The organism is Photorhabdus thracensis, assembly GCF_001010285.1.
GTDB classification, from domain to species: Bacteria; Pseudomonadota; Gammaproteobacteria; order Enterobacterales; family Enterobacteriaceae; genus Photorhabdus; species Photorhabdus temperata.
Genome location: NZ_CP011104.1, coordinates 1,743,163 through 1,770,154, shown reverse-complemented (window position 1 = coordinate 1,770,154; position 26,992 = coordinate 1,743,163). Strand labels below are relative to the sequence as shown.

Here is a 26,992-nt window from a genome sequence, read left to right as displayed (position 1 = left end):
CCATGCCGCCCATCGACCTTAGTCAGTTACCGCCGCCGGAGGTTGTCGAACTATTGGATTTCGAAACCCTGCTGGCTGAGCGAAAAGAAAAACTGATTTCACTGTATCCGCCAGAGCATCGCGATGCTATCACCCGTACGTTGGCGCTGGAATCCGAACCCATCACCAAACTGTTGCAGGAAAACGCCTATCGGGAATTGCTCTTGCGTCAGCGCATCAATGAAGCAGCGCGGGCGGCGATGGTGGCGTATGCCATAGGCAGCGATTTAGACCAACTGGGGGCGAATAACAATGTGCAGCGTTTGGTATTACAGCCCGCTGATAATCTCGCCATACCGCCGATCTCTGCGGTGCTGGAATCTGACGCTGATTTTCGGGTATGCATTCCGCAAGCGTTCGAGGGGTTAAGCGTCGCTGGCCCGGTGGCGTCCTATGAATACCATGCGCGCAGTGCTGACGGGCGGGTTGCCGATGCGTCGGTGATCAGCCCAGCGCCTGCCTGTGTCACCGTCAGTATCTTGTCACGTGAGGGGAGCGGTGCGGCCAGTGATGAATTGATTGCGGTCGTGAATACTGCTCTGAATGATGAGGACGTTCGCCCCGTGGCTGATCGCCTGACCGTACAGTCTGTGGAGATTGTCGATTATCAAATTGATGCCGTGCTGTACCTGTATCCAACCCCGGAATATGAGCCGATATTGCAGGCTGTGCGTGAAAGACTGGCGCGTTACACTGCCGAGCAACACCGGATTGGTCGCGATATCGTGCGCAGTGCCATTTTTGCTGTCTTGCATATGCCAGGTGTTCAGCGTGTTCACCTGAAAGCTCCGGCGCAGGATGTGATTCTGGATAAAACTCAAGCAAGTTTTTGCACACGTGCGCAGGTAGTGATTGGGGGAGCGGATGAATAACCGCTTGTTACCAGTCGGATCATCACTGCTGGAAGTAGCCGCCGCTGAAGCCCTCGCTAGTCTGTCAGCTGTGCCGGTTCTCCTTCGTGACTTGTGGAGTCCTGAGCGGTGTCCAGTGAAATTGCTCCCCTATCTGGCGTGGGCGTGGTCAGTTGATCGCTGGGATATGGATTGGTCGGAGAGTACTAAACGCGAGTCAATTAAGGCGTCGATGTTTGTTCATCAGCATAAGGGAACAATAGGCGCTATCCGCCGTGTGGTGGAACCATTCGGTTATCTCATCCGTGTTATCGAATGGTGGCAAACTAATGATGCCCCCGGCACTTTCCGGTTGGATATTGGTGTCATGGAAAACGGTATCACAGCGGAAACTTATCAAGAACTAGAGCGGTTGATTTTTGATGCTAAACCCGCTTCACGGCATTTGGTCGGTATGTCTATTCAGTTGGAGACCGGAGGCGAAAATTATTGCGCAGTCACCAGTTACAGCGGTGATGTATTAACCGTTTACCCCTATATCCCGGAATTAATCACTGTCACTGGCTCTGATGTAGTAGGGGCTGGAGTGCATATTATTGATGATGTGAGGATTGAGTCATGAGGACCAAATATTTTGCCCTGTTAACTCAATTGGGCGCGGATAAGCTGGCAAATGCCGCCGCGTTGGGTACCAAGATTGAAATCACCCATATGGCTGTTGGTGATGGTGGCGGAAGCTTGCCGACACCAGATACTGCACAGACTAAACTGGTTAACGAACGCCGTCGTGCGGCGATTAATGAGCTAAATGTTGATCCCAAGAATACTAACCAGATTATTGCCGAGCAGGTAATCCCCGAAAACGAGGGCGGTTGGTGGATACGGGAAATTGGCCTGTTTGATAAAGACGGCATTTTGATTGCCGTCGGAAACTGCGCGGAGACTTACAAACCGCAGTTACAGGAAGGCGCTGGGCGTACACAGACTATTCGTATGGTCTTGATTGTCAGCAGCACTGACACAGTAACATTGAAAGTTGATCCCTCCGTGGTGCTGGCAACGCGGGAATATGTGGACGAGTCGATTCAAACTCATGTGAAGAACCCTAACCACCCTGACGCTACGCTAAAAGATAAAGGTGTCGTTGTTTTGAGCAGCGCGGTAGACAGCAGCAGTGAAACCTACGCGGCAACCCCGAAGGCGGTTAAGGCGGCGTATGACTTGGCAAATGTCGCGGACAATAACGCTAATGGCCGTGTGCCTGCTAGTCGTAAGGTGAACGGGAAGGTGCTTTCCTCTGATATTTCACTGAATGCGGGGGATATTGGGGCGTATACCAAAGGGGAAATCGATTCTCGTGTGAATGAAGTCAACATACTGGCAAACACGGCAAACCAGAATGCGACTGATGCTAATGACAATGCTAATAGTCGATTGTCCAGGAAGGGGAACGGCGCTGACATTCCTGACAAAAATGCTTTTGTGAAAAACCTCAATTTGTTGGAAACGGTGGTATTGGCTAAAGGAGCAGTACCGAGCAACCGGAAAATCAACGGTAAGGCGTTGACCGGGGATCTGAGTTTAAGTGCTGGGGATGTGGGGAGTTATGCTAAATCTGAGAGTGATAATATTTTCTTGCATATTTCTAGCGATAAGAGCGCCACTGTTGGTAGTTTACTGATTGATAGCAAAACGCCCTTTCCTGAATTGCGTTTCAAATCGAAAGATGGGTATGTGGTAGGAATTAACGGCTCAGAAGGAAAATTGTTGCATATCTATTCCAACGATCCGAGCAATCGGCGGCGTTACAATATATTAACTCCAGAGCGAAGCGGTACCCTTGCGCTACAAAATGCAGCGATAAAATCTGAAAATGGTTGGTGGCAATGCGGGGATACGGGAATAATGATTCAATGGGTTAAAGTTGCATCCAGTCAACAATCATGGGTAAAAGTTAATTATCCAATTTCTTTTAAAAATAAGTTTTTTGGCTATATTGCCAGTATGTCGAGTATCAATACATCAACGGGTCACACATTAGTACGTAATGCAACACTATCGACATTTGAATATCAAGCTGGCACTCCTAACAATAATGAGAATCCAGACAGAGTTGTACATATATTATTTTGGGGGGTATAAATGGTTTATTTCTCCAGAAAAGAATGCGCTTTTTATAATGAAGCTTATAAAGAATGCGTTGAAATAACAGCAGAAAAACACAATGAATTACTCGCCGGGCAATCGCGCGGTTTATCAATTGTCAGTAGTAAAGAGGGTTATCCAGTACTCATTGAACGTGCTCCGTCCGTTTATCATAAATATGATGGTGAAAAATGGATAATATCAGAAAGTGGTAAGGTACAACTTAGGCAGGAACAGCAGCAACAAGCAGAACATAAGAAACAGCAACTTATGCTCACGGTAGGTAAACAGATAGCCCCGTTACAAGATGCGGTAGATTTGGGGATGGCGAGTGATGAGGAAAAATCGCTGTTAGCCGCTTTGAAAAAATATCGGGTATTACTGAACCGCGTTGATGTTAATTTAGTACCAGATATTCATTGGCCTGAAAAACCCAGAGTAATAGAATAAGGGTTGCAATAAACTAGCTCCAATAGTTAGACAGTCTAAGCAGCTAACATGGCCTAGGTTCGATATTGTACCGAACTTAGACCATTTGGTTGGGAATTAATCACATTGAGGAATTATTTCGGCTAACTCGTTCAATAGGTTGTCCATTCTCATCAAAATATCGGCTTGGCCAAATTTCTGAGGGATGTACTCCGAGATTGTTAGCAATAATCCATTCTCCTTTAGGCCAAGGTCGTGATAGAGCATTAGTTAACGTAGATGAACTAAGTCCCTCCTTACGTGATACTGCTGCTAAGGTAGTGCCGAGCTTACGTAAGGCAGCGATAATGTCGGCGGTATGCCAATCTTTTTTATTCATTTCCTTTATATCTCCATATAACAAACGCAATGAATTATCCTGTTTTGGGATATTTAAGTAAATGATTGATATTCGATTTTGGGATATTAATCAAGGTTAAAGAAATGGCATCGATTTATTCATATGAATATCAACTGGTTATAAACGCTCTTCGTAAGGCTAGGATAGAAAAAGGTATTACTCAAAAGAGCTTGGCTCAAGCCTTAGATCGACCTCAATCATTTATTGCTAAAATTGAAAATGGTGAAAGAAGGTTGGATGTGGTTGAATTTGTGCATATAGCACATTTGCTATCTGTCGATCATGGACTAATTTTAGGAAAAATACTGTTCAAAAAACTACCTAACAAGTTAAAACGATCAGAGCTTATAAAATAAAAAATCCCATTTTGGTATAAATCAACAATCGATTGATATTTAATCCTAAATGTTTAGTAGGATTGAATATATGGTTTCAATTTACTCTGATGAATATCAAGTAGTTATCAAAGCACTCCGTGAGGCTCGTATAGCAAAGGGAGTCACTCAAGAGAATTTAGCTCAAGCGCTAGATCGCCCTCAATCGTTTATTGCGAAAGTTGAGAATGGTGAAAGAAGATTGGATGTTGTGGAATTTGTTCATATAGCACATTTGTTATCATTAGAGCCAAGTGTTCTCATAAAAAGAATCCCAAGAAGATATTCCTCAATATGCTGATAACTTTCTATCTATACCAGTTTCATCAGATAGCGTAGCTAAAGAGGGATTCACATAGTTAATCATGTGGTAGAACAATTAGGGTTTTAATATCCCTGAAATTGTTTTTTATACTCCGTGTTGTGCAGTGTCTATACACGTTTTACTCGGCTAACACTACAATTGGGGCTATCTGCGCTCCTTTTGCGCAGATAAACGTTCCGCTCTAGGTTGGCGTGGGTGCTGGTTTATGAGGTCATGAGGTCGACTTTTTCAGCTATATGGATTAAGCGGATTTTGCGTAAAGAACTACGGGAACGAGGTATTGAACCGAAAGGTTGAATCTTGTGAAATGCCAAGAAGCACCCATTCTAGGTGCCTCTTGTTTTGAATTGCTCTAACACCTTTATGTGTGGGTCTTAGCCTACCGTAATCTGAACAGGTTTTCCTATACGGGTTAACATATTAACCAATGCGTCAATGGTGAATTTACTTACCTTTTTATTCACAACATCAGATACTCTTGGTCGAGAAATGTGCAACACCGTTGCTACTTCAGTTTGTTTCATTTTTTTATCTGCAATCCATAAAGTAATTTCTTCCATTAACCGTTCTTTGATTTGCAATGTGTTTTCTATTTCTCGTAAAGAGGTTGCATGAAGTTGCTGAGCCTCTTGCTCAGTAAAACCTAACTCAGAAAATATATTATGCCCGGCTGGAGTTACCCTACGAATTTCAGTGTCAATTTTAGTGGTCATTTGATATTTCTCCGCTGCTGGATAACTGCGTTGTATCGTACTTTAGCGATATCCTTATCATGTTTACTCGTTTGTTGAGTTTTTTTCTGAAAACTATGCAATACATAAATAGCTTCATCGAATTTAGCAACATACATAATACGATAAATACCTGTATTGTCTCTTAGCCGTATTTCTTTTACGCCAGAACCGATGTCAGAAAAGGGTTTCCAATCTTCAGGATCTATTCCATGCTGTATTCTATGAAGCTGATAGCCTGCGTCTTTACGTGCATCTGTAGGGAAGGCTAACAAATCTTCATAAGAAGAGCCAATCCAGGCAATTTCTTTCTCTGTACCGCTCCTGATTTTCGTCATAGTTTCCCTTCCTTACCTGATTGTATAAAATTTTATACAATTCTGTGCAAAGTTACAAGAATTGTCGCTTCATTTATCGTGCGCGGCATGAGTCTTTTGATTACTCAAGGATGAACATCTCTAATACTCTTTTTATATCCTCCACTTTGTGCTATCCCTGATACTTACCCAATCAACTGAATTTTATTGTCACAGCGATCACCATAGCGAAATCATCATTACGGGAGTCTTTCGCTATGGCACAAGATTATCATCATGGTGTCCGCGTGCAGGAAATCAACGAGGGCACGCGCACTATTACCACTGTCAGCACTGCTATTGTCGGGCTAGTCTGCACAGCGGATGATGCTGACACCAAAACTTTTCCCTTGAACATGCCAGTCTTGTTAACCGACGTTCTGACTGCCAGTAGTAAGGCTGGAAAAACGGGCACACTGTCCCATGCTCTGCGAGCGATTGCCGACCAGTCCAAACCCGTGACTGTTGTTGTGCGTGTGGCTCAAAGGGGAAACCGAAGTCGAAACCACGTCGAATATCATTGGCGGTGTTACCGACGAAGGTAAAAAAATGGGAATGCAGGCGCTGCCTGCGGCACAAGGTCAGCTCGGTGTTAAACCACGCATTCTAGGTATACCCGGTCACGATACCCAACCTGTTGCGGCGGCTCTCGCGGGTATTGCCCAGAAATTGCGGGCAATGGCTTATGTCAACGCCTATGGCTGCAAGACCATCTCAGAGGCTATCAACTACCGCAACAACTTTAACCAGCGCGAACTGATGTTGATTTGGCCGGACTTCCTCAGTTGGGATACGGTCAAAAATAGCGAGTCTATTGCATACGCAACTGCTCGTGCGTTGGGCCTGCGTGCCAAAATCGACGAGGAAACTGGCTGGCATAAAACCCTGTCCAACGTTGGTGTTAATGGTGTGACAGGGATTTCTGCCGATGTTTTTTGGGATTTGCAAGATGTTGCCACCGATGCCAACCTACTTAACCAGAGCGCCGTTACGACCTTGATCCGCAAGGACGGTTTTCGCTTCTGGGGTTCCCGCACCTGTTCGGATGATCCACTGTTTCAGTTCGAAAGTTACACACGCACGGCGCAGGTACTGGCCGACACGATGGCTGATGCGCATATGTGGGCGATTGACAAGCCACTGACACCTTCACTGGTACGCGACATTATCGAAGGTATTAATGCCAAGCTGCGTGAACTGAAATCCAATGGTTACCTGATTGACGGCCAGTGTTGGTATGACGAAAGCGCTAACACCAAGGACACCCTGAAAGCGGGCAAGCTGTTCATCGATTACAACTACACGCCGATCCCGCCATTGGAAAACCTGCTGTTGCACCAGCGAATCACTGACCAGTACCTGATGAATTTCGCAAACAGCATTAACAGCTAAGGGGCTACTCATGGCATTACCTCGTAAACTCAAATATCTGAATTTATTCAATGATGGCAATAATTACATCGGTGTTGTGGAAGAAATGACGCTTCCTAAACTGAGCCGTAAGCTCGAAGCCTATCGCGGCGGTGGCATGAATGGTACCGCCTCGGTGGACTTGGGGCTGGATGATGGCGCACTGGATACCGAATTTACCTTGGTCGGCGTGGAAGCCCAACTTTACCGCCAATGGGGCATTGAGAAAGTGGACGGTGTTTCTCTGCGCTTTAACGGCTCCTTTCAGCGTGATGATACCAGGGAAGTGATTGCGGTCGAAGTCGTGATGCGTGGCCGCTTTTCGGAGTTTGACCACGGCAGCTATAAACAGGGCGATAACAGCCAGACCAAAGTCAGCGCCAAAAACACCTACTTCAAACTGACGTGGGACGGAGAAGTCCTGATCGAAATCGACACCGTTAATATGGTGGAAATCGTTGGTGGTGCTGACCGTCTGGAAGCCCACCGACGCGCCATCGGTTTGTAACAATTGAACGCTTATCATCTATAAATCACCATAGGAACATTCACCATGATTGAACAAACCCCTGTTGCCCAGCAGGAACACGCTACAGTGACACTGGAAGAACCTATTACTCGTGGTGCAACCACTATCAGCGACGTCGTTGTGCGTAAGCCCAACAGTGGCGCACTGCGTGGTGCTCGTTTGCAGGCCCTGATGGAAATGGACGTCGATTCTATGATGTTGGTTTTGCCTCGTGTCACCGCGCCAGCACTGACTAAAAATGATTTGTTGCTGATGTCGCCCGGCGATCTGATTAACCTCTGCATTGAGGTGGTTAATTTTTTGTTGCCGAAGTCGGTGAAGTCCGATTTCCAGCATCAATAACCGTTGATGAACTGGTGGCAGATATTGCCACCGTGTTTCATTGGCCGCCTGCTGTGACAACTGAGATGGGCCTACCTGAATTGTTGGCATGGCGTTACCGGGCCATGAAACGGAATGGGGCCGATAATGAGTGACCGAAACTTACGCCTGCAAGTTATCCTGAATGCCGTTGATAAAATTACCCGTCCTTTCAAGAGTGCGCAGGCTTCTAACAAACGGCTGGCTGAAGCCCTTCGCCAGTCGCGCCAGCAACTCCGGGAACTGAACCAGCAGGCCGGACGGATTGATGGTTTTCGCAAGACCAAGCGCCAACTGACTGAAACCCGGCAGGCTTACCGCAGTGCCACCGAACGAGTAGCGGCACTGACCCGTGAAATCAACGCCAGCCAAAACCCGACACAGGCCCAAATCAACCAGCTACAGCGGGCAAAAAACGCAGCCAGGCAGTTCGAGGAAAAAAATCAATCCCTGAGTCAGTCCCTGCAACGTCAGCGTGATGCCTTGCGCGCCAGCGGTATCTCAACTAACCAGCTTGGACAGGCGCAGAGACGGATAAACGCGGACATCAACCACACAACCAGTATGCTCCAGCAACAGGAGCAGCAGCTTGGGCGTCTGAGGCAGCAGGAACAACGGTTGGCGAATGCCCGCTCTCGCTACCAAAAAATGAAAGATGTGCGTAACCAAATGACGGCAACCGGTGTTGCGGCAACGGCAGCGGGTGTTGGTGCGCTCTATGGCGCTAAACGGGTGATGATGCCGGGTTATGACTTTGACGTGGGGATGTCTAAGGTGCAGTCACTGACCCGTCTGGATAAGCATTCTCCCGAACTAAAAAAATTGCAGGAGCAGGCGCGGCACTTAGGCGCGACAACGGCATTCACCGCCAATCAGGTCGCGCAGGGACAGAGTTTTTATGCAATGGCCGGCTTTACTCCAGACCAGATACGATCAGCCATGCCTGGTACATTGGCGATGTCATTGGCGGGTGATACCGATTTGGCCGCTACGGCGGACATTGGTTCCAATATCCTGACGGGTTTTAAGCTGAAATCCGAAGAAATGGAACGGGTGAGTGACGTACTAGTGGGTGCCTTTACTCGTTCTAACACTAATCTGATGATGCTGGGTGACACCATGAAGTATGTTGCCCCTGTAGCGGCAGGCTTAGGGGTTGATATTGAAACCGCCGCTGCGGCGACGGGTAAACTCGGTGATGCCGGTATTCAGGGTAGTATGGCGGGTACCTCCCTAAGATCCATTTTAGGACGACTGGCTGAACCGCCCGCCACCGCAGCGAAAGCGTTGGCAAAACTGAACATTCAGACTAAGGATGCCAAGGGTAATCTCCGCGCCTTGCCGGATATCCTGACTGAGCTGGACAAGAAAACGACTAAAATGGGTAACGCTCAGCGTGCCGGCATTTTCAAAGCTATTGCCGGGGAGGAAGCCTTTTCCGCTCTGTCGGTATTGGCTGAAAGAGCCGGTACGGGGGAATTGCAGAAACTCATCAAAGAATTGAAGAACGCCCAAGGTGAGGCTAAGAAAGTCGCTGATACTATGACTAATAACCTTGACGGCGACCTGAAAAGTCTGTCATCGGCGTGGGAAGATATCGGTATTCAAATCTTTGGCGGTGTGAACAGTCCCTTGCGTGGGATCACCCAGCGTATCACCAAAATTATCAGTAAAACGGGTGAGTGGATGAAGGCCAACCCTGAACTGACCAAAACGTTAACGATGGTGAGTATCGGGCTGGGTATTATGTTGACGGTTTTTGGTGCGGTTACGCTGGCATTGGTTGCCCTGTTGGGACCACTGGCAATCGTTAAATTTGGCCTGTCAGTGTTGGGTATCAAGGGAGCAGGTTCAATGCTGCGTCTTGGTAACGTGTTTTCCTATATTGGGAAAATGGCGATGTGGCTGGGGCATGTTATGTGGACAAATCCCATTTTAGCGGTTATCGGTTTGATTGCTGTGGGCGCTTATTTGATCTGGCAATATTGGGATAAACTCGGCCCGTGGTTCCAGAACTTATGGAACAACATTTCGAACTCTGTTTCCACCACATGGGAAAACATCAAACAGCGGGCATTAGCCAAATGGAATGAGCTGGTCGCTGACACGAAAAAAATTCCGTCCGAATTTAAGAAGATTGGCGGTGAGTTTGTCGAAAATCTTAAGGCAGGCATTGAGGAAAAATGGGAATCCCTGAAAAAGAAATTCTCCGAACTGGGCAAGATGGTTAAAGACGCCTTGACTCCTGACTTTATGCAGGAAGAAAACCAAGATCCCAGGCAAAAGGCGGCATTGAATGCTTATAAGGAGGCTACCAGTCCGATTAGCGGCATACTGGCGGGTGGATTCGATAAAGGTGGTTACATCCCGACGGGCAAGATTGGTATCGTGGGCGAATATGGCCCGGAGATCATTAACGGTCCTGCTCGTGTCACTAGTCGCCGTCAAACGGCTGCATTGGCGACAATCGCGGCCCTATCTGTAGGGGCAGTCTCGCCAGTCAGCGCCCAAAATGCTCCGTTGCATCCATACAGTTTGCCCGCGTCACAGTATCAGACATCGGTTGTTTCAGTTGCTAACCAGATCCAGGACAACAGACGATCTGTTTATGAAATTCATATACACGCCGTCCCTGCACAATCCGCACAGGATATTGCGCAGGCGGTGGCACGTGAACTGGATCGCCGCGAGCAACAACAACGCGCCCGCGCCCGTAGCTCATTTTCTGATAGCGAGGACTTTTATTCATGATGGCCGCACTCGGCTTATTTGTCTTTATGCTGAAAACCACGCCATACCAGAGCCTGCAACACCAACAATCATGGCGCTATGGATTTAACAATCGGGTAGGTGCTTGTCCGACATGTCAGTTTATGGGACCGAACAACGATACTATCACGCTGTCCGGTGCCCTGTACCCTGAAATCACCGGAGGCCGGTTGTCCTTGCTGGCTCTGCAATTGATGGCTGAGAGTGGCAAGGCATGGTCATTTCTGGATGGTAGCGGCACGATTTACGGCATGTTTATCATTGCAAGCATCGACCAGACCAAAAGTGAATTTTTTACCGACGGTACCGCCCGTAAAATTGACTTTACCGTCACGTTGCGCCGTGTGGATGACAATTTAGGGGAGATGTTCGGCGACCTTCGCACCCAAATGACTGACTTGAAAACTCGTGTCACACACAAATTGGGTGGGCTATTTTCATGATTTCTTTACCTGATATGCTAAAACTAGATTGGGTAACCGGCAAAACTAATACACCTGTGTATGTTCTCAGTGCTGGTGACAAAAATGTCAATGCCCGCATTCAGTCACGGTTGATTTCCCTGAATCTAACCGACAATCGGGGTTTTGAGGCTGACCAGTTGGATATTGAACTGGATGATAGCGATGGTCTGTTATCTCTGCCGCGTCGTGGGACGGAGTTATCTCTGCATCTGGGCTGGCAGGGGGAACCACTGATCCACAAAGGCAAATTTATTGTGGATGAAATCGAATACAGTGGTGTGCCGGACAAGATAATCATTCGTGCCCGCAGTGCAGATTTTCGGGCGACGCTTAATATCAATCGCGAGGTGGCTTATCACCAGAAAAAGATCAGCGATATTGTACACACTATTGCCGTGCGTAACGATTTGACGCCGAAAGTGGACAAAATGCTAGCCAGCATCACCCTCAGTCATATTGACCAGACCAACGAATCCGACGGCAATTTTCTAACCCGGTTGGCAAAACAGGAGGGTGCCATTGCCACTATCAAGAATGGCTATTTGCTTTTTATCCGACAGGGGCAGAACAAAGCTGCCAGCGGGCAGTCCCTGCCTTCGGTTATCATTACCCGGCAGTCTGGAGACGGTCACCGTTTTTCACTGGCTGACCGGGGCGCTTACACCGGCGTTTCCGCCAGTTGGCTTAATACTCGTAATCCGAGGAAAAAAGAGAACATCACTGTCAAACGCAAGCGAAGTAAGACTAATCCGCAGCAAGAAAAGAAAAAACAGGACCATTATCTGGTTGGCAGTGAGGGTAACGTTTTTGTGATGAAGCACATCTATGCTAACAAGGCCAATGCCGAACGTGCAGCTGAAGCAGAATGGGAGAAAATTCAGCGTGGTGTGGCGTCATTCTCTATTCGACTGGCGAAGGGAAGGCCAGAGCTGTTCCCTGAAATGAAAGTCAGGGGGAGTGGCTTCAAGACCGAAATCGACGCGGCAGACTGGACGCTGGTAACTGTCACACACACACACCCTGAATGACAGTGGATTAACGTCATCCTTGCAATTGGAAGTGAAAATTTCTGATTCAGATATGATATAGTTGCTTTAGTGCCAGTTTCAGCTATGGCAACCTGTTTGTTGAGGTACTCGCGTTATGATGAGATGCCCCTTATGCGGTCATGCCGCCCACACCCGTAGCAGTTTTGAACACACGCCCCAAACTAAGGAACGTTACAACCAGTGCCAGAATATTAATTGTGGCTCAACGTTTGTTAGTTATGAAACCTTTGTGCGGTTCGTCACCAAGCCGACATTGATTGAAGCAGTTCCGCCGCATCCTGATAGTGGACAGCAGACCGTGCTGGTATTCTGATCGAATAGTTGTCGATGAGTAAATAATTAAAAAAAGCGTTCCATTATTCATCGTGGTGCGCTTTTTTTATGTGAAAAATATTTTTTCTGAGGGGCTTCGGTGTGGTGGGGAAAGGATTTATCCCATAGTCGCCTTAAACTATATTCAATTTTCAGGCGCGTGTCTGTAATTCACTAAAATCTGATGAATAGCCAAAACAACATCAGAAAAATCATCATCTACGATATAAAAATAGCATTCAGGAACGTTTAACACCTTGGAGAACGCACACATTGTTTCAAAGGTTGGCTGATGAGTTCCATTTTCATACTGTGACACTCTCGCTCGTGCTGACTTTTCATCTATGCCAGCCGCAATTCCGAGTTTTTCTTGCGTGATATTTGCACGTAAACGAGCTGCTTTTAAACGTTTGTTAATCATAAAGTTAACCGTCAGTTATTAGACATGTAGCTGACGATATATTTAACACTTCTTAGTACTTTTTTTGTCAAAACTTACTTAACAATAGTCTTAATGTTTAATTTGTTATTTATGATAATTAAAGATTTAATTGCTATATATTTTATTTAATCTGGTTTGTTTTTGCAAAAATGGCTTGTGTATAAATTTTTTGGCAAGGTGAAGTGGCATGAAGATTAGTTACCAAAAACGAATACTTTTGATACTTGAGCACGTTATTTTAGCTATGAACATGTAAAGTCAAATCATTAACGATAGTCACATATATTTTCTTTAAGAATGTTGACGGAATGTTTAGCATCTCTTAACATGAATCGTGTTAAGGAATTCTTAGCAGAAAAATTAAAGGAATCGAAAGGAAGACTATCATGAATAAAACAATCTCTGGTGACTGGCATCCAGCAGATATTATTGCAGCTCTAAAGAAACAGGGAACAAATCTTTCAGCCGTATCACGTAAAGCGGGATTAGCGTCATCCACATTAAGTAACGCACTATATCGCCCGTGGCCAAAAGGAGAAAATCTGATTGCTACCGAACTGGGGTTACATCCATCTGATATTTGGCCATCGCGTGGAAGGTAGAAAAGGGTGAACTCAAGCCAATGGCGCTGGGTACGGTTAGCGCCATTATTGGGTGTCAGTGCTATCTTAAACAGTATTCAATTTTTAGAAGTGTGTTTGTAATTCACTAAAATCTGATGAATAGACAAAACAACATCAGAAAAATCATCATCTACAATATAAAAATAGCATTCAGGAACGTTTAATACCTTGGAAAACGCACACATTGTTTCAAAGGTTGGCTGATGAGTTCCATTTTCATACTGTGATACTCTCGCTCGTGCTGACTTTTCATCTATGCCAGCCGCAATCCCTAGTTTTTCTTGCGTGATCTTTGCACGCAAACGAGCGGCTTTTAAGCGTTTGTTAATCATAAAATTAACCGTCAGTTATTAAAGGTGTAGTTGACGATATATGTAACATTTCTTAATGTTTTTTTTGTCAAAACTTACTTAACAAAAATCATTTAGCTATTAAAGAATATTATAGTGTTTGGTAACTTTGCTAAAGAATTTGCTAGGTAAGTACCAATTACGCACATTTAAGGGACATCTCAGGATTCGGAAAATAAAGCACGTTAATTCGGCAACAGTGGTCGTAGTGGTCTATGCTGTTGCGCCAGAGGTAATCCCCAGCTAGGTTGATATGCTCCTACCCCAGCGATAACAGATACTGCAATAGTGACTTATCGAGGGTACTTTCCTGTTCGGCCTTGATAAATGAAGATGGTTCAACCGTAAAGGTGGTCGTCGCCAACTGACGTGGAAAAAGCTGAATCTGATCCTGAAAATGATGGGTTATCCAACGAAATGGAAAACCCGATCAATATTCAGGGCTCGCTGAATATGTGTGGGGGTTCTGATCTGTTGGGAGCCGGATGCGGTAGTTCCGCACGTCCGGTTCTAAGGAGGGGTCCGTCCGGGTAACCGGCGGGTCTACTCAACTCAAGCCCCAATTAACAAACTTAAGAAGCGAAAAACGACGTCATTGTTTGACATCATAATGGGACCAAAATAGAATGATATCATCAAATGACGTCAATGGGATGAATGATGATTAAGGTTAAAGAGCTGAGCTCAAAGCACCGCAAGACCCTTGCGGATGTGCTGACCATCCCGCCGAAATCCGGCATAAAATGGGATGATGTAGTCAGCCTGATTAACAAACTGGGGGGGAAGATCAAGAACGGCAATGGATCACGCCGGAAGTTTATCCTCATGGGCTCAGTCTATCAGACTCATCAACCTCATCCTGGTAACGTAATGGATAAAGGCGCAGTAAATGGCCTTCGTGAGTGGTTCGAAAATGTAATAGGGGTCGAACATGATTAAAAGCAACAACATTATGACTATCGACGGCCATCCCGCTTCTGTTATCTACGAAGCAGAAATTAGGGCCTTTCGCGGCAAGTTTCTGGATGTCACTGGATATTGTGATTTCGTATCAAACAGTATTGACGGGCTTGAAAAAGAGGGACAAATTTCACTGGCTGAATATATAGAAACGTGCGAGGAAGAGGGAATTAACCCATTCAAGGAAGAGGGCAAGCTAAAATCTTTTACTCTTCGTTATCCTGGCTGGCTGGAAGCTCGCTTGACTGCGGCGACGATATCACACGCAGTCTCAAAGAACCAGTTCATAGTTCAGCTGCTTGAGCGGGAACTTCAATAAAATAGATAATGCCGGACAGTGACAAAACTTGTTTTTATTGCTGTTTGGGGTTGTTGGGGTCTACTCAACCACCCCAGCGATAACAGATACTGCAATAGTGACTTATCGAGGATACTTTCCTGTTCGGCCTTGATAAATGAAAAAGCCTACAGTATGTGGGATTGATAGATCTGTTAAGGTGATGGTTAAATTTTAATTAAGTATTTCTTATGAAAGTAATTTGTGGTGAAAGCCCCGTTTAAGGGGCTTTGTCGTCAATGTGGACATTGGGTGGACGATGATAGAAAAAGTATATTTATTTTCAATATGTTATGGGTTGTATGTGGACACCAGCATGTTAGATACCATAATGCCCGGATGAGAAACAATAGCCTGTCTCGTTAGTGATAATCCTCCAAGTTTAAAGTATAAGCATCACCATTTTTAAATTCGAACATGATGTGCCAGTTAGTTCTGATAGTTAACAGCGATTTATGATTTTCATATCGAAGATCATCGTTATTACAAATCAGGCTGCAATTCAGACCTGCTAACTATAATTTCCCATAAGTAGCATGTTATGATAGGCTATCTTTATCGAACACTAGTAACGAACTATTGACCGTTAAAATTGTTCGTTTATACTGTTAGATTACTGACTGAGTAACGGCCTAATTATGAATTTGATTAATGACTACACGCTTAGAAATCAAAGAAAAAACAAGAAAATAAATGATGTACTTTGTTTTCTCAAATCAGAAACGTTCACTACAGCGGATGTTTTAAAAGGTGTGTTAAAGTTCAAAACAATCAGCCCTGTTTATACTCTGTTGAGGAAACTAGTAGCCGAAGGTGTAATTTGTGTATATTCCTGTGATCTTGGTACGGGCAAAATCAACATATACGGTTTGACCCCACATGGGGCAGGGCTTGCTATGGATGAGAACGATAATATTGCAGACATTCGTATATTCCATCCATCTAAGACCACAATCTCAGTTCTTAGGCATAAGCTTGACATACAGTTGATTCGAATAATTGTTGAGACTAAGGGGCATCAATGGTTATCGATATATAGTACTAAAAAGAAAAAGCCTGAAACTCCTGATGGTTATATTATTACATCTAAATCCATCAATAAAATTGCGGTTAAAGTTGAACGTACAATTAAGAGCCTTGAACACTATCGTAAGATATTGGGACAATACATCGAACAGCAGCAAAGCAAACAATTTGACCAAGTATATTACTTATTACTTGATGTTAATTTAAAAAATAGAGTTGAGAAGATTTACAAATCTATTAACAGTGTGATAGTTGGGAATGAGACTATCACGATTGATGATCAGACATGGAATTTTATTAAATTTTTTACATATGAGGAGTTGAAAAACACCTTATAAATAGAAAGCAGGCGAGGGACACAACGCGGGCAAGCGCTGTGCCCTCTGATCACATAAACAGCACTTTGAGGAAGTGTTTATATGACTATTAAAAATAGTACCATAACTGGACGGGAATTAGCAGAGTTAATCGAGCGAGTTATAGAAGTTGCGGAAGCATTCGACATATTTTTCTGTCTTTTTCCAGATGAAGAAGATTTTGTTCAGTCTTCCCAGCTTTTACTTTTGCCACTTAGTCGTTGTCTCATTGATGTCGCTAGTAAACTACACGAATTGTCAGTTGATGGCGAGCTTATTTTGATGGGAAAATTATCAAGCCGTACATAATCGTATAAGGCGGATATAGACTACTAAATCAAAAACCCCTCAGACATATATGAGGGGTTTTAAGCCCTTTGCGGGAGAAATTTTTAACAAAGCCCTCATGGGGAATAATCATACTTTAGTTGATAGAATCCCAAAAGTCAACTTTCAGATTTACTCATGAGACCTGATGCGCCGATGATTTTGATTATTGCACGTTGTATCTTTTCAACATCTTCACGCGTCAAATATTGCTGAAATGTTTGTTTATTATCTCTTAATTTAAAGAGTCTGTTTGTGTTTACTATCTGCATATGATGAACTAACGCCCAGCGTCTACGGCGATCATAAAAATTAGTTATTTGAAAAATAGATTGATCTAATTCGACATGATAACCGCGAGCAATACCATCGTTGTTCAAAGTTGAAGAAATCGGAACAACGAGATAACCATTGCTACACAAACGGGCATTCATGATTACAACCATTCTTTTTTTTACCATCTCAGGTGGGATGCGACCATTAAAATGGTCTGGTTGTGCCGGTAAACCAAAGTCACATTCTAATATTTCACCGATACGCGGGCGATATCTAATAGCCATTTAATTAATCAGCCCTCTAAAATAATAGTTCCTACCCTAGTATATGTGTTAGGTCAGATATCTAACAGTGTAAACGAACAATTTTAACGGTCAATAGTTCGTTACTAGTGTTCGATGAAGATATCCTATCATAACATGCTACTTATGGGAAATTATAGTTGATAGATATTTTTATTGACTGCAATTCAGATTATTGACGATGTGCTTGTTTTTCATCCGGTACTATGTTCAATAGTGAACTGGGGTAGGAGAAAAGGATGGCTAGCTTTCATCAGCCAAAGTTAAAGTTTACGGTCCGGCCCACACTTAATGGGGTGGAAGCCCCAAAAAATCAGGGCTTATGTCGATGTGGTCAAGGTGTGGACACTTACTTAAATAAATCCTTTTATTACAATGTGTTATGTTTGGAAAACAAACACCATCCCTGTCTTTTTCCCCGCCTTTTGGCGGGATTTCTTTATCTGGCTAAGATTAATTCACTTTAAAATCAACCAGATAAAAATTTTATAAGCAACTGTAAGTAGCACGGAAATTCTTAAGTGTGGACACTTTTGAGTGCTACGGTTGCTTGTTATTGCTAAATTTCTATGCCTCCATTCAGTGGATTTAATGTAATGGCATGTTGCAAGATAGTCTGGGGCAAGGTGTGCATAGACCATTGTTTGGATTATGCTGGCGTGCCCTAATATCTGTTGTAATGCAATTATATTCCCTCTATTCATCATGAAGTGACTGGCAAAAGTGTGTCTGAGGATATGAGTTGCTTGGCCTTTAGGTAAGTCGGGCTTTACTACATGTAACCTGAGGTTTGCTTAAGAAGGGAACTAAGTGCCTGAGGCACGATCAAAGTTTTTGCTAGATAAAACAAAATCGTGGAGATCCTCAGGCATGTCTAATTTAGAAGAACTTTACTGCTGCGTCGATGACTTTTGCCAAAAATTTATTCCTCTCTGGCATCAACAGTTAATTGAAAATGGCTTGCTCAAACGTCGCCGCGAAGCTTCCCTTTCTCTCAGTGAAGTCATGACGCTCCTCATTTTATTCCATATGAGCCATTATCGTGATTTTAAAACGTTTTATATTCAGCATGTCAAACACTATCTTAAGGCCGATTTTCCCAAGTTGGTCAGCTACACCCGGATGTTAACCTTGAAGCAAAGGGCGCTCATTCCCCTCTGTGCTGTGCTTTTCTTTCGTCACGCAAGGCGGAAACCCAGGGGCTCGCTTTTATTGATTCAACTAAAATTGCCGTTTGTCACAACCTCCGTATTCCCCGTCATCGCGTATTTCAGGGCGTCGCACAGCGGGGGAAAACCAGTACCGGCTGGTTTTATGGCTTTAAACTTCATCGGGTTATCAATGATTGTGGTGAACTTTTGGCGGTTAAGTTGACCTCAGGAAATAAAGATGATCGTCATCCCGTCAAAGCGCGGGTACAAGGGTTAACAGGGTGTTTGTATGGCGTTTGTCACAGGCCTTGTGCGATGAACTGGAAGCAGAAGGAATAACGTTAATCACTCATGTCCGTAGTAACATGAAGGCAAAAGCGTTATCTCTCTGGGATAAGCTGTTGTTAAGAAGGCAATTTTTGATATAAAGTGTGCCGCAGGCATATAAACTGGCAACATAGGGAACGCAGCCAGTATGTAGCATAAGCTCAGGAGGAGAGGGTGGCAGGCCCACCGAAGTCCGCTGTCGGAAGCCGGCTTCAAACCCCCTCAAGCGGCTGCCGTAAAGAGCGGTGGTCGTGAGCGTTGAGGTCAAAGCGCGAACAATAGTTCGGCAGGTAGGGTACAAAGAGACGAGTAAAACCGAACCCATGTGGACGCGTCGTAAAGAAGAGATTTGACATCAAAACCGGGGGCGTTTCTATCTTCCGGGATAAATCTGTGAGTGAATTCCGAATGCTGCGCAGGTGGTGTCTGGCGTAGAGTGGGCGTGACTTTGTATCGGGCTTTTTCTGGGAACTGCGGGAACCCGTCATCACGATGTCAAGGGAGAAATGCAAGTCACTAAATTGACAAGTATGAGAGTACCGATGGGTGATAGGGGGGCGGAGTGACTCGTAGTAGTGAGGAAATATTTGTAATGAATGTGGAGCGAAGGGGTCACGTCAGGCAGCCTTACCCGGTATCCAACTGTCAGGCAGGAGGAGATACGGAGGTTAAGGCAAAACCGTTTGTCATTGAGAAAAGGGCTGTGTACCGAGCTTGGTTATTGGTTAAAACCAATCAAGGTGGGGCAGGCGTGGAGGGTCAAACCCTCGCGGATTTTGAATCCAATCTGAAAGATAATCTGTACAAACTCTGGAACCGCTTATCATCGGGCAGTTATTATCCGCCCCCGGTGAAAGGTGTCGCTATTCCCAAGAAGTCGGGAGGTGAACGTCTGCTGGGTATTCCCACGGTTGCGGATCGCGTGGCGCAAATGGTGGTCAGGCTTCATTTCGAACCGCTTGTTGAGCCTCATTTTCTGCCGGATTCTTATGGCTACCGACCGAATAAATCGGCAATTGAAGCCATCAGAGTAACAAGGCAGCGATGCTGGCAGCAAGATTGGATATTGGAGTTCGATATCAAGGGCTTGTTTGACAATATTCCTCATGATTTACTCATGAAATCCGTGAGGAAACACACAAACAGACCGTGGATCTGTCTGTACATCGAACGCTGGCTAACTGCACCGATGAAATGCCATGGTGAGGTGTTATTCCGGGAGAAAGGCACCCCACAGGGAGGAGTTATCAGCCCGGTGCTGGCAAATCTGTTCCTGCATTATGTGTTCGACAAGTGGATGCAAAAGCATCATCCCCGGCTGAAGTGGTGTCGTTATGCTGATGATGGTCTGGTTCACTGTCAGAATGAAGCTCAGGCCAGAGAAATACGGAAAATACTGGAGCGACGTTTCAGTGAGTGTGGACTGGAACTGCACCCGGACAAAACCCGGATTGCCTACTGCAAGGATGGGGACCGAAAGGGCAGGTATGAACACATCAGTTTCGATTTCCTTGGATACACATTCAGGCCAAGATGGGTGAAGAACCGCAAAAGGCCATGAGATTCAAAATTCGCAAGTTGAGGATCCGAATGCGGACAGAACTGAACTTAACACAGATGGCAAACTGGCTAAATCCCATGATAAGTGGATGGTTGAGCTATTATGGTCAATTTTGTCGTTCAGAGCTGTATAAGGTATTCAGGCAACTCAACAAAGCATTAGTGCGCTGGGCCAGACGAAAGTACAAGGCACTGAGCAGGCATAAAACCCAGGCTTCAAAACGGCTTCAAAGGATTGCAAAGCAGCATCAGGGGTTGTTTGCCCATTGGCGGGCAGGAATGACAGGCACGTTTGCTTGATGGGAGCGGTATGAGTCGAGAGGCTCACGTACCGTTCTGCGAGAGGCTGCGGGGGCAGTTCCCGCGGTCTACTCAACCGGTCGTGGATCAGCTCAAAAATATTTCTCAGATAGCGCATTCAAGACACCGCAGTCAGCTCGGTTAATGAGATGGTCACCCCCACCCTGTGAGAGGTACGCTAGCAGGGTATTTTATTTTAGAGGGAACCATCATGCAAAACGTTACGCTTATTGGTATCGATCTCGGTAAACATTCCTTCCATGTCCACTGTCAGGACAGGCAGGGTAACGCCCTGCTGCGTAAGAAGTTTTCCCGCACTCAGCTTATTAATTTTCTCGGTTCCTGCAAGGCTGCAACCGTAGTGATGGAGTCCTGCGGTGGGGCGCACTTTATGGCTCGCCGGATCGCTGATTTAGGCCATGAGGCAAAGCTGATTTCTCCGCAGTTCGTCCGTCCTTTTGTTAAGAGTAACAAGAACGATTTTGTCGATGCTGAAGCTATCTGCGAGGCAGCTTCCCGGCCCTCCATGCGCTTTGTGCCCCCCCGCACAGAAGACCAACAGGCGATGGCCGCCCTCCATCGCGTCAGAGACTCACTGATACGGCAACGCGTTAAAACCACCAATCAGATGCACGCTTTTTTGCTGGAGTTCGGCGTCAGTCTGCCGCGCGGTATTGCCGTGATACGACGTCTGGCCGCTGTGCTGGAAGAAAATGACTTTCCGCCTTATCTGGCAAGGGTTCTGAGCAGACTCCACAGTCATTATGTTTACCTCAGCGGAGAAATTGAGGAAGTCGATAAGGAACTGAAAACGCATCTGGTGGAAGATGAAACCGCGCAACGCCTGCTGACCATTCCTGGCGTTGGGCCGGTAACGGCGAGTCTGTTAGCCATGCGGCTGGGGGACGGTAAAAACTATGCCAGCAGCCGTGACTTTGCGGCTTCAACAGGGCTGGTTCCCCGCCAGTACAGCACGGGTGGAAAAACGACACTGATGGGCATCAGCAAGCGGGGTGATAAAAATCTGAGGCGGCTGCTGGTACAGTGTGCCAGGGTCTTTATGCAGCGGCTGGAGCATAATCCAGGGCGTCTGGCAGAGTGGGTGAACAGGCAGCTTGCCCGCCATCACTCGAACGTTGTGGCGTACGCGCTGGCGAATAAACTGGCACGAATAGCCTGGGCCGTTACGGCACATCAGACGGTGTTCATTAAATAAAAGAGCCAACGAAAAACTGCGTTAGCTCAGTAAGTTAAGCAGTTACCATCTGGTTTTGCGACGACAGATAATTGATGACATGAACGGCATATCGGCCTGCTGATGAACCTGATATAAAAAATGGCTCTCTGAAGCCGACCGGTTTTTAAGGTTCGGCAGGCACGGAACTCATCGTGGCGCGGGCATGACTGCTCACCAGACGCCGAATAGATTTACGCAAGCCCACCATACATCAAAATTTGTGTTGCAAAAACGGGGGTGACCATAGATTTTATTGGAAATCGTCGCTGGCTTAATTGCTTATACATTCCAACCTAAAAAAACCGAGCTTGAATTTACGGGATTGTGATATCGCTATTTTTAAACGAAGCTGAGGTTAATGTAGGTGAGCAGTCGTTCAAGTTATGGACGGATGGAAGTTTTATTCCGATAGAGACGGAATGTCAGAAAGAAGCACGTCGCGATTTGTTGTGGCAACGGATTAAGAATATTGGTGAAATGAGGAAAAACCTATCGTGAATATGCGTTTCGGCTCGGTTTGTTCCGGTATTGAAGCAGCCAGTGTGGCATGGGAACCGCTGGGTATGTCTCCGGCATGGTTCAGTGAAATCGAAAAATTCCCCAGCGCGGTACTGCAATATCACTGGCCTTATGTCCGAAATCTGACCCGCTTTCAAAGCGGGTTATTGCTATGTGTCGATGCTAGAGATTATTAGCGCAAGGGCTAACTTAGCTCTTGCGCCAATTTAGCTCAAGGGCTATTATTTAGGCATCAATAGGGGATTGTCGAATGTTTGAAATTAAGTTTCATGATGCTTTTAAGGAAGAATTAAAATCACTGCCTGACTCGCTGGAATTGCGCATGGTCGCGTTAATTAAGCGTTTGAGGGAAAACCCAACCAGCCTGAGAGAGCCGCATTCAAAACCGATAGAGGGATATAAAGGGCTGTTTGAGCTGAGAGCAAAAGCCAAAGACGGAATAGCCAGAAGTTTTTTTTGTTATGCCACAGGGAAGAAAATCTATCTGTTACGATGTTTTGTGAAAAAAACTAATGCCACTCCCCTGAATGAACTCAGGATAGCGATTGCGCGAAAAAATGAACTGACAGAACCATCAAGAGATTAAGAGGAAATATGATGCGTGATGATTTAGACCTCTACATTGAGGAAAGAACCAAAGAAAACCCCCGATTTAAAGCCACGTTAGCGGAAGAGGAGAAAGAGCTTGAGTTAGCGATTGAGATGCAGAATATGCTGACTGAATGGCGGAAACATGCTGGGCTGACCAGCGCTCAGGTTGCTGAAAAAATGGGTATCAAACCACCGACTGTATCAAAAATAGAAAGAAATATCGTTAAGGCATCCATTGATACACTCAGTCGCTATGCGCGTGCCTGTGGTGTTAACGATATCAAAATATCCTTATCATTAACAAAGTGATCGTTTTTTATTCTTTTGTTGCGGTTGGCAATTTTGAGGTTCAGATCGGTTTCATTACCGCTGCTGCTGTATTTCCTGATCCGCGCCTGTCGTTCTAACTGACGGTGCAGCAGGTCAATTTCCTTAAAGTCTTTGCCTTCTTTTTGCTCCTTGGCGATAAGCTGACATAGCCGTGCTTCAAGGGACAATTCGATTCGTTCAAACGGGGTCACCTCATCCCATTGCAGGCATGGGCATAAAGGCTCGTAACAGCCCAGATGAGAGTTATAGAAAACTCGTTGTCCCTCATTTTCCTTTCATCATTCTCTACCGTTACGATGAAGATATAGAAAATATAAAAATTCTCAGAATATTGCACACCTCCAGAAGAATAACCGGGCTTTTTTAAGTAAAAAAGTTTGAGGTGAATCTAAAGAATATTCCAGCCAGATAACTGGGAGCATTTCTTTGTCTGACAGTAAACTGAGTTATAAAAAAGCCCCCCGGCATGCGAAGGGCTTTTTTTGTATGTCGATGTGGTCAAGGTGTGGACACTTATTTAAATAAATCATTTTATTACAATGTGTTATGTTTGAAAAGCAAACACCAATACTGTCTCTTTGCCGTATTTTTTTATGCCAGAACCGATGTCAGAAAAGGGTTTCCAGTCTTCAGGATCTATTCCATGTTGTATTCTATGAAGCTGATAGCCTGCGTCTTTACGTGTGTTTGTAGGGAAGACTAACCTTGGCACTCATCCAACCAACTGAATTTTATTGTCACAGTGAGCACCATAGCGAAATCACCATTTTCGCTATGGCACAAGACTATCATCATGGCGTCCGCGTGCTGGAAATCAACAAGGGCACGCGCTGCCAGCACTGCCATTGTCGGGTTAGTCTGTACAGTGGATGATGCTGACATCAAAACCTTTCCCTCCTCCCTCCGGCAGGTTTTTTTATTGTTGTTATTCTAACCAATCCTGTTTATCTTATTTCATTTAACTTAAGTGGATTTGATTGTTCATTTGTTTTTTGGAAGGGAAATGATATGTCTGGTAATGAGGTAAAAGATAGGCGCCCGATCAAAACACGTAATGCAATATGGGTCGGGAAAACGGCTAAGTGGCTGCAATATAGAGGGGTGACACCAAATGGCATATCTGTTGCCAGTGTTGTTTTTGCTGTATTAGCTGGGTTGTGTTTTGCGGTTTGTTTTTTGGTCAAACCTTTCTGGCTGACTTCAATTTTATTGATTTCTGGAGCGCTATTCATTCAAGCCAGGCTGATGTGTAATTTATTAGATGGGATGGTTGCTGTTGAAGGAGGATTGAAGACGGCCGCCGGCGCTGTTTTTAATGATCTTCCCGATCGTATCGCGGATTCTTTTATTTTAATTGGATTGGGATGTGGTTTAACACTTTTTCCATTTGCGATTTCTCTTGGCTGTATTGCTGCATTATTGGCTGTTTTAACGGCTTATATTCGTTTATTAGGTGGTACTTGTGGTTTGCCTCAGCGTTTCCTTGGCCCAATGGCGAAACAACACCGGATGGCGTTAATGACTGTTGGTTCGATTGTCGCGGCTTTTTTATCTCAGTTATGGGGCCAGTATCTTTTGTTGGCGGTATTAGTCGTTGTTACGTTGGGTTGTCTCTGGACATGTATTCGGCGAACCCGAGTCATATTGGATGAATTACGGGAGAAGGATGCTTGTAATGAATAGATCACAAGAAGTGACATTGGTAAGTAAAGGAATGGGCTCTTTTCTGTCTGGGCTTTGCCGTTTATTAACCGGGGTGAGGATTCGTTGGATTGGGTGTAAGCCATCGGTTGCTTCCCGGATTTATTATGCCAATCACACTAGCCATCTGGATGGGTTGGTTATTTGGGCCGGATTTCCCCGGGTATTACGCTATCGGGTGCATCCGGTCGCTGCCCGTGATTATTGGAGTAAGACGGGTTTACGTAGGTATTTTATCAATAAGGTTTTTCGATCTGTCCTGATTGATCGCAAAGGGGAGGATGGTTTAAAGGAAAATACCCTTACGCCAATGGAGGACGTGTTAAAACGCGGGGAGTCTTTAATTTTATTCCCGGAAGGGACGCGAGGAAGTGGCGAACAAATCAATAAATTCAAAGGTGGTCTGTATTATTTAGCTAAGAAATACCCTGATGTTGAGCTTATTCCTGTGTATCTGGAAAATTTAAACAGGGTTTTGCCAAAAGGGTCAGCACTTGTTGTTCCGGTTATTTGTTCGGCGACATTTGGCCGGCCTTTGGAGAAATTAGGTGAGAAAGAGGAAAAAGCGGATTTTCTACAGCGGGCTCGTCTGGCATTGGAGGCGTTAATACTATGACCATGCTGAATAATAAGTTGCTTTTGTTGTTGGGTGGCATGTTTGTGCCGTTAATTGTTGCCAGTATTGTTGGAGGGATATTGGCGTCTAAATATTCAGGGGAAAGTAATCCGACAATCGAGAATCTGAATGCTCGCATCCGCGGTTGGTGGGGGATGTGCATTATTTGTGTGTTGTCTGTCATTATTGGGCCAATCGGTTCAGTTTTATTATTTGCAAGTATGTCATTTTTTGCTTTACGGGAATTTTTCACTTTGACACCAACACGACGAAGTGATCATGAAACCATGTTCTGGTGTTTTTTTATTTTCATGCCATTACAATACATTGCCGTTGGTATTCAATGGTATGGCGTGTTTTCTATTTTCATTCCTGTTTATGTTTTTCTGTTTTTACCTGCCCGTATTGCATTGGCTGGAGATACGACGAACTTTCTGGAGCGGACAGCTAAAATACAGTGGGGGATGTTAGTTGCTGTATTCTGTATTAGCCATGCGCCTGCTTTATTGATGTTGGATATTCCAGGTTATGAAGGGGAGAATGTCGAATTATTGCTGTTTTTAATGATTGTGGTGCAGATGTCGGATGTTTTGCAGTATGTGTTTGGTAAATTGTTTGGCAAACATCCGATTGTGCCTAAGTTAAGCCCGAATAAAACCGTTGAAGGTTTTGCCGGCGGTATTTTGGCTTCCGTTTTATTGGGAATGTCACTTTACTGGGTAACGCCATTTTCTCCGTGGGAGGCGGGTTTGATGTCGCTGGCGATTACGTTGATGGGCTTTATTGGTGGTTTGTGTATGTCAGCGATAAAACGCGATAGTGGCATCAAAGATTTTGGTGAAATGATTGAAGGTCATGGCGGCATGTTAGATAGAATTGATTCTTTATGTTTTGCTGCACCGGTATTTTTTCACCTGACACGTTATTTCTATACATAGTCGGAAAGATTTTAACGCACGAATGAGGGTTACAGGTGATTGATCAGTACTGTGGCATGAAGTACCGCAGTGCTGGACTCTGCTTTTATTGTTGATAAGGTGTATGTCTGATGAGCGTAAAGAGTCGTAGGAGCTGTAATTAAATTATTTTCAGTTAAATTGATCTCAAAAAGGGATCCA

Annotated in this window: 31 protein-coding genes and 8 pseudogenes; 31 read left to right on the top strand and 8 right to left on the bottom strand. The window is 45.0% G+C overall.

Annotation, left to right across the window (positions count from 1 at the left end; genetic code table 11):
- Positions 1–2: 2 nt before the first annotated feature.
- Genes VY86_RS07395 through VY86_RS07380 form a run of 4 tightly spaced genes read left to right on the top strand, consistent with a single transcriptional unit; the run spans position 3 to position 3,485 of the window.
- Positions 3–911: a baseplate assembly protein gene (locus VY86_RS07395; RefSeq protein ID WP_046974471.1), complete on the top strand. Its 909-nt coding sequence runs from the start codon at positions 3–5 to the stop codon at positions 909–911.
- Complete coding sequence (locus tag VY86_RS07390) at positions 904–1,512, top strand: phage tail protein I (RefSeq protein ID WP_046974470.1); 609 nt, start codon at positions 904–906, stop codon at positions 1,510–1,512. The genes VY86_RS07395 and VY86_RS07390 overlap by 8 nt, the downstream gene beginning before the upstream one ends.
- On the top strand, positions 1,509–3,032 hold the full coding sequence (locus tag VY86_RS24015) for a phage tail protein (protein WP_082111191.1): 1,524 nt from the start codon (positions 1,509–1,511) through the stop codon (positions 3,030–3,032). The genes VY86_RS07390 and VY86_RS24015 overlap by 4 nt, the downstream gene beginning before the upstream one ends.
- On the top strand, positions 3,033–3,485 hold the full coding sequence (locus VY86_RS07380; protein WP_046974469.1) for a tail fiber assembly protein: 453 nt from the start codon (positions 3,033–3,035) through the stop codon (positions 3,483–3,485).
- A gap of 100 nt (positions 3,486–3,585) precedes the next feature.
- On the opposite strand, the gene VY86_RS23145 is transcribed toward VY86_RS07380, so the two are convergent.
- A complete protein-coding gene (locus VY86_RS23145; RefSeq protein ID WP_071880994.1) occupies positions 3,586–3,843 on the bottom strand; it encodes a helix-turn-helix domain-containing protein in 258 nt (85 codons plus the stop codon).
- Positions 3,844–3,947: 104 nt separating this feature from the next.
- Here VY86_RS23145 and VY86_RS07375 point away from each other — a divergent pair, with 104 nt between their 5' ends.
- Positions 3,948–4,220, top strand: a complete 273-nt coding sequence (locus VY86_RS07375; protein ID WP_046974468.1) for a helix-turn-helix domain-containing protein — start codon at positions 3,948–3,950, stop codon at positions 4,218–4,220.
- A gap of 70 nt (positions 4,221–4,290) precedes the next feature.
- Positions 4,291–4,539, top strand: coding sequence for a helix-turn-helix domain-containing protein (locus VY86_RS07370; RefSeq protein WP_036844852.1), 249 nt, complete (start codon positions 4,291–4,293; stop codon positions 4,537–4,539).
- Between the two features lie 398 nt (positions 4,540–4,937).
- On the opposite strand, the gene VY86_RS07365 is transcribed toward VY86_RS07370, so the two are convergent.
- Positions 4,938–5,276, bottom strand: a complete 339-nt coding sequence (locus VY86_RS07365) for a helix-turn-helix domain-containing protein (protein ID WP_046974467.1) — start codon at positions 5,274–5,276, stop codon at positions 4,938–4,940.
- Entirely contained in the window at positions 5,273–5,590 is a 318-nt protein-coding gene (locus tag VY86_RS07360) for a type II toxin-antitoxin system RelE/ParE family toxin (RefSeq protein WP_158020019.1), read from the bottom strand. The genes VY86_RS07365 and VY86_RS07360 overlap by 4 nt, the downstream gene beginning before the upstream one ends.
- A 278-nt stretch (positions 5,591–5,868) precedes the next feature.
- Between VY86_RS07360 and VY86_RS07355 the strand changes: the two are divergent.
- From VY86_RS07355 to VY86_RS07320, 8 genes and pseudogenes are all read left to right on the top strand, one after another.
- Positions 5,869–7,042: pseudogene (locus VY86_RS07355) on the top strand (phage tail sheath protein).
- 10 nt (positions 7,043–7,052) lie between these two features.
- Positions 7,053–7,568, top strand: a complete 516-nt coding sequence (locus VY86_RS07350) for a phage major tail tube protein (RefSeq protein ID WP_046974465.1) — start codon at positions 7,053–7,055, stop codon at positions 7,566–7,568.
- A gap of 45 nt (positions 7,569–7,613) precedes the next feature.
- Entirely contained in the window at positions 7,614–7,931 is a 318-nt protein-coding gene (locus VY86_RS07345; protein WP_046974464.1) for a phage tail assembly protein, read from the top strand.
- Between the two features lie 14 nt (positions 7,932–7,945).
- Positions 7,946–8,065 (top strand): GpE family phage tail protein, encoded by a 120-nt coding sequence (locus VY86_RS07340; protein ID WP_046974463.1) that lies wholly within the window; start codon positions 7,946–7,948, stop codon positions 8,063–8,065.
- Complete coding sequence (locus VY86_RS07335; RefSeq protein WP_052760789.1) at positions 8,058–10,700, top strand: phage tail tape measure protein; 2,643 nt, start codon at positions 8,058–8,060, stop codon at positions 10,698–10,700. Before VY86_RS07340 ends, VY86_RS07335 begins: the two co-directional genes overlap by 8 nt.
- Entirely contained in the window at positions 10,697–11,161 is a 465-nt protein-coding gene (locus VY86_RS07330; protein WP_046974461.1) for a phage tail protein, read from the top strand. Before VY86_RS07335 ends, VY86_RS07330 begins: the two co-directional genes overlap by 4 nt.
- A 14-nt stretch (positions 11,162–11,175) precedes the next feature.
- A pseudogene (locus tag VY86_RS07325) lies at positions 11,176–12,271 on the top strand (phage late control D family protein).
- A 54-nt stretch (positions 12,272–12,325) separates the two neighbouring features.
- Entirely contained in the window at positions 12,326–12,544 is a 219-nt protein-coding gene (locus VY86_RS07320) for an ogr/Delta-like zinc finger family protein (RefSeq protein WP_046974460.1), read from the top strand.
- Between the two features lie 144 nt (positions 12,545–12,688).
- Here VY86_RS07320 and VY86_RS07315 read toward each other — a convergent pair whose 3' ends face one another.
- Positions 12,689–12,964 (bottom strand): helix-turn-helix domain-containing protein, encoded by a 276-nt coding sequence (locus VY86_RS07315; protein ID WP_046974459.1) that lies wholly within the window; start codon positions 12,962–12,964, stop codon positions 12,689–12,691.
- 407 nt (positions 12,965–13,371) lie between these two features.
- On the opposite strand from VY86_RS07315, the gene VY86_RS07310 reads away from it, so the two are divergent.
- A complete protein-coding gene (locus VY86_RS07310) occupies positions 13,372–13,587 on the top strand; it encodes a helix-turn-helix domain-containing protein (protein ID WP_023045646.1) in 216 nt (71 codons plus the stop codon).
- A gap of 77 nt (positions 13,588–13,664) precedes the next feature.
- Here the strand turns inward: VY86_RS07310 and VY86_RS07305 are convergent, their stop codons facing one another.
- On the bottom strand, positions 13,665–13,940 hold the full coding sequence (locus tag VY86_RS07305) for a helix-turn-helix domain-containing protein (RefSeq protein WP_023045645.1): 276 nt from the start codon (positions 13,938–13,940) through the stop codon (positions 13,665–13,667).
- A gap of 678 nt (positions 13,941–14,618) precedes the next feature.
- On the opposite strand from VY86_RS07305, the gene VY86_RS07300 reads away from it, so the two are divergent.
- From VY86_RS07300 to VY86_RS07285, 4 genes are all read left to right on the top strand, one after another.
- Positions 14,619–14,897 (top strand): type II toxin-antitoxin system HicA family toxin, encoded by a 279-nt coding sequence (locus VY86_RS07300; RefSeq protein WP_023045644.1) that lies wholly within the window; start codon positions 14,619–14,621, stop codon positions 14,895–14,897.
- A complete protein-coding gene (locus VY86_RS07295) occupies positions 14,890–15,237 on the top strand; it encodes a type II toxin-antitoxin system HicB family antitoxin (protein WP_036780168.1) in 348 nt (115 codons plus the stop codon). The genes VY86_RS07300 and VY86_RS07295 overlap by 8 nt, the downstream gene beginning before the upstream one ends.
- A 656-nt stretch (positions 15,238–15,893) precedes the next feature.
- Positions 15,894–16,619, top strand: coding sequence for a MobC family replication-relaxation protein (gene mobC / locus VY86_RS07290; protein WP_046974458.1), 726 nt, complete (start codon positions 15,894–15,896; stop codon positions 16,617–16,619).
- Between the two features lie 81 nt (positions 16,620–16,700).
- Positions 16,701–16,946, top strand: coding sequence for a hypothetical protein (locus VY86_RS07285; protein WP_046974457.1), 246 nt, complete (start codon positions 16,701–16,703; stop codon positions 16,944–16,946).
- 137 nt (positions 16,947–17,083) lie between these two features.
- Here VY86_RS07285 and VY86_RS07280 read toward each other — a convergent pair whose 3' ends face one another.
- Together VY86_RS07280 and VY86_RS23140 are read right to left on the bottom strand one after the other, a co-directional pair.
- A complete protein-coding gene (locus tag VY86_RS07280) occupies positions 17,084–17,524 on the bottom strand; it encodes a type II toxin-antitoxin system PemK/MazF family toxin (RefSeq protein WP_046974456.1) in 441 nt (146 codons plus the stop codon).
- A 577-nt stretch (positions 17,525–18,101) separates the two neighbouring features.
- Positions 18,102–18,324, bottom strand: a pseudogene (locus VY86_RS23140) (tyrosine-type recombinase/integrase); the annotation flags it as partial.
- Positions 18,325–18,412: 88 nt separating this feature from the next.
- Here VY86_RS23140 and VY86_RS26450 point away from each other — a divergent pair.
- The 8 genes and pseudogenes from VY86_RS26450 to VY86_RS07250 form a co-directional block, all read left to right on the top strand.
- Positions 18,413–19,118, top strand: a pseudogene (locus VY86_RS26450) (IS982 family transposase); the annotation flags it as partial.
- Positions 19,119–19,582: 464 nt separating this feature from the next.
- On the top strand, positions 19,583–20,581 hold the full coding sequence (gene ltrA, locus VY86_RS07270; protein ID WP_238591589.1) for a group II intron reverse transcriptase/maturase: 999 nt from the start codon (positions 19,583–19,585) through the stop codon (positions 20,579–20,581).
- 29 nt (positions 20,582–20,610) lie between these two features.
- The gene (locus VY86_RS26675; RefSeq protein WP_228940717.1) at positions 20,611–20,880 is read left to right on the top strand and encodes a group II intron maturase-specific domain-containing protein; all 270 of its coding nucleotides are present in this window, start codon (positions 20,611–20,613) and stop codon (positions 20,878–20,880) included.
- A gap of 211 nt (positions 20,881–21,091) precedes the next feature.
- Complete coding sequence (locus tag VY86_RS07265) at positions 21,092–22,096, top strand: IS110 family RNA-guided transposase (protein ID WP_046974455.1); 1,005 nt, start codon at positions 21,092–21,094, stop codon at positions 22,094–22,096.
- A gap of 271 nt (positions 22,097–22,367) precedes the next feature.
- Positions 22,368–22,470: pseudogene (locus VY86_RS26445) on the top strand (IS982 family transposase); the annotation flags it as partial.
- Between the two features lie 147 nt (positions 22,471–22,617).
- Positions 22,618–22,761: pseudogene (locus VY86_RS07260) on the top strand (DNA cytosine methyltransferase); the annotation flags it as partial.
- 125 nt (positions 22,762–22,886) lie between these two features.
- Positions 22,887–23,222: a type II toxin-antitoxin system RelE/ParE family toxin gene (locus tag VY86_RS07255; protein WP_015836364.1), complete on the top strand. Its 336-nt coding sequence runs from the start codon at positions 22,887–22,889 to the stop codon at positions 23,220–23,222.
- An 8-nt stretch (positions 23,223–23,230) separates the two neighbouring features.
- Positions 23,231–23,536: a helix-turn-helix domain-containing protein gene (locus VY86_RS07250; protein WP_015836363.1), complete on the top strand. Its 306-nt coding sequence runs from the start codon at positions 23,231–23,233 to the stop codon at positions 23,534–23,536.
- On the opposite strand, the pseudogene VY86_RS24560 reads toward VY86_RS07250, so the two are convergent.
- A pseudogene (locus VY86_RS24560) lies at positions 23,512–23,757 on the bottom strand (oxidoreductase); the annotation flags it as partial. The gene VY86_RS07250 and the pseudogene VY86_RS24560 sit on opposite strands and share 25 nt — an antisense overlap.
- Positions 23,758–24,331: 574 nt before the next feature.
- Here VY86_RS24560 and VY86_RS25125 point away from each other — a divergent pair.
- From VY86_RS25125 to VY86_RS07230, 4 genes and pseudogenes are all read left to right on the top strand, one after another.
- Positions 24,332–24,452: pseudogene (locus VY86_RS25125) on the top strand (phage tail protein); the annotation flags it as partial.
- A 113-nt stretch (positions 24,453–24,565) separates the two neighbouring features.
- On the top strand, positions 24,566–25,240 hold the full coding sequence (locus VY86_RS07240) for a CDP-alcohol phosphatidyltransferase family protein (protein ID WP_046974452.1): 675 nt from the start codon (positions 24,566–24,568) through the stop codon (positions 25,238–25,240).
- Entirely contained in the window at positions 25,233–25,874 is a 642-nt protein-coding gene (locus VY86_RS07235) for a lysophospholipid acyltransferase family protein (protein ID WP_046974451.1), read from the top strand. The genes VY86_RS07240 and VY86_RS07235 overlap by 8 nt, the downstream gene beginning before the upstream one ends.
- On the top strand, positions 25,871–26,812 hold the full coding sequence (locus VY86_RS07230) for a phosphatidate cytidylyltransferase (protein WP_046974450.1): 942 nt from the start codon (positions 25,871–25,873) through the stop codon (positions 26,810–26,812). The genes VY86_RS07235 and VY86_RS07230 overlap by 4 nt, the downstream gene beginning before the upstream one ends.
- Positions 26,813–26,992: the final 180 nt, after the last annotated feature.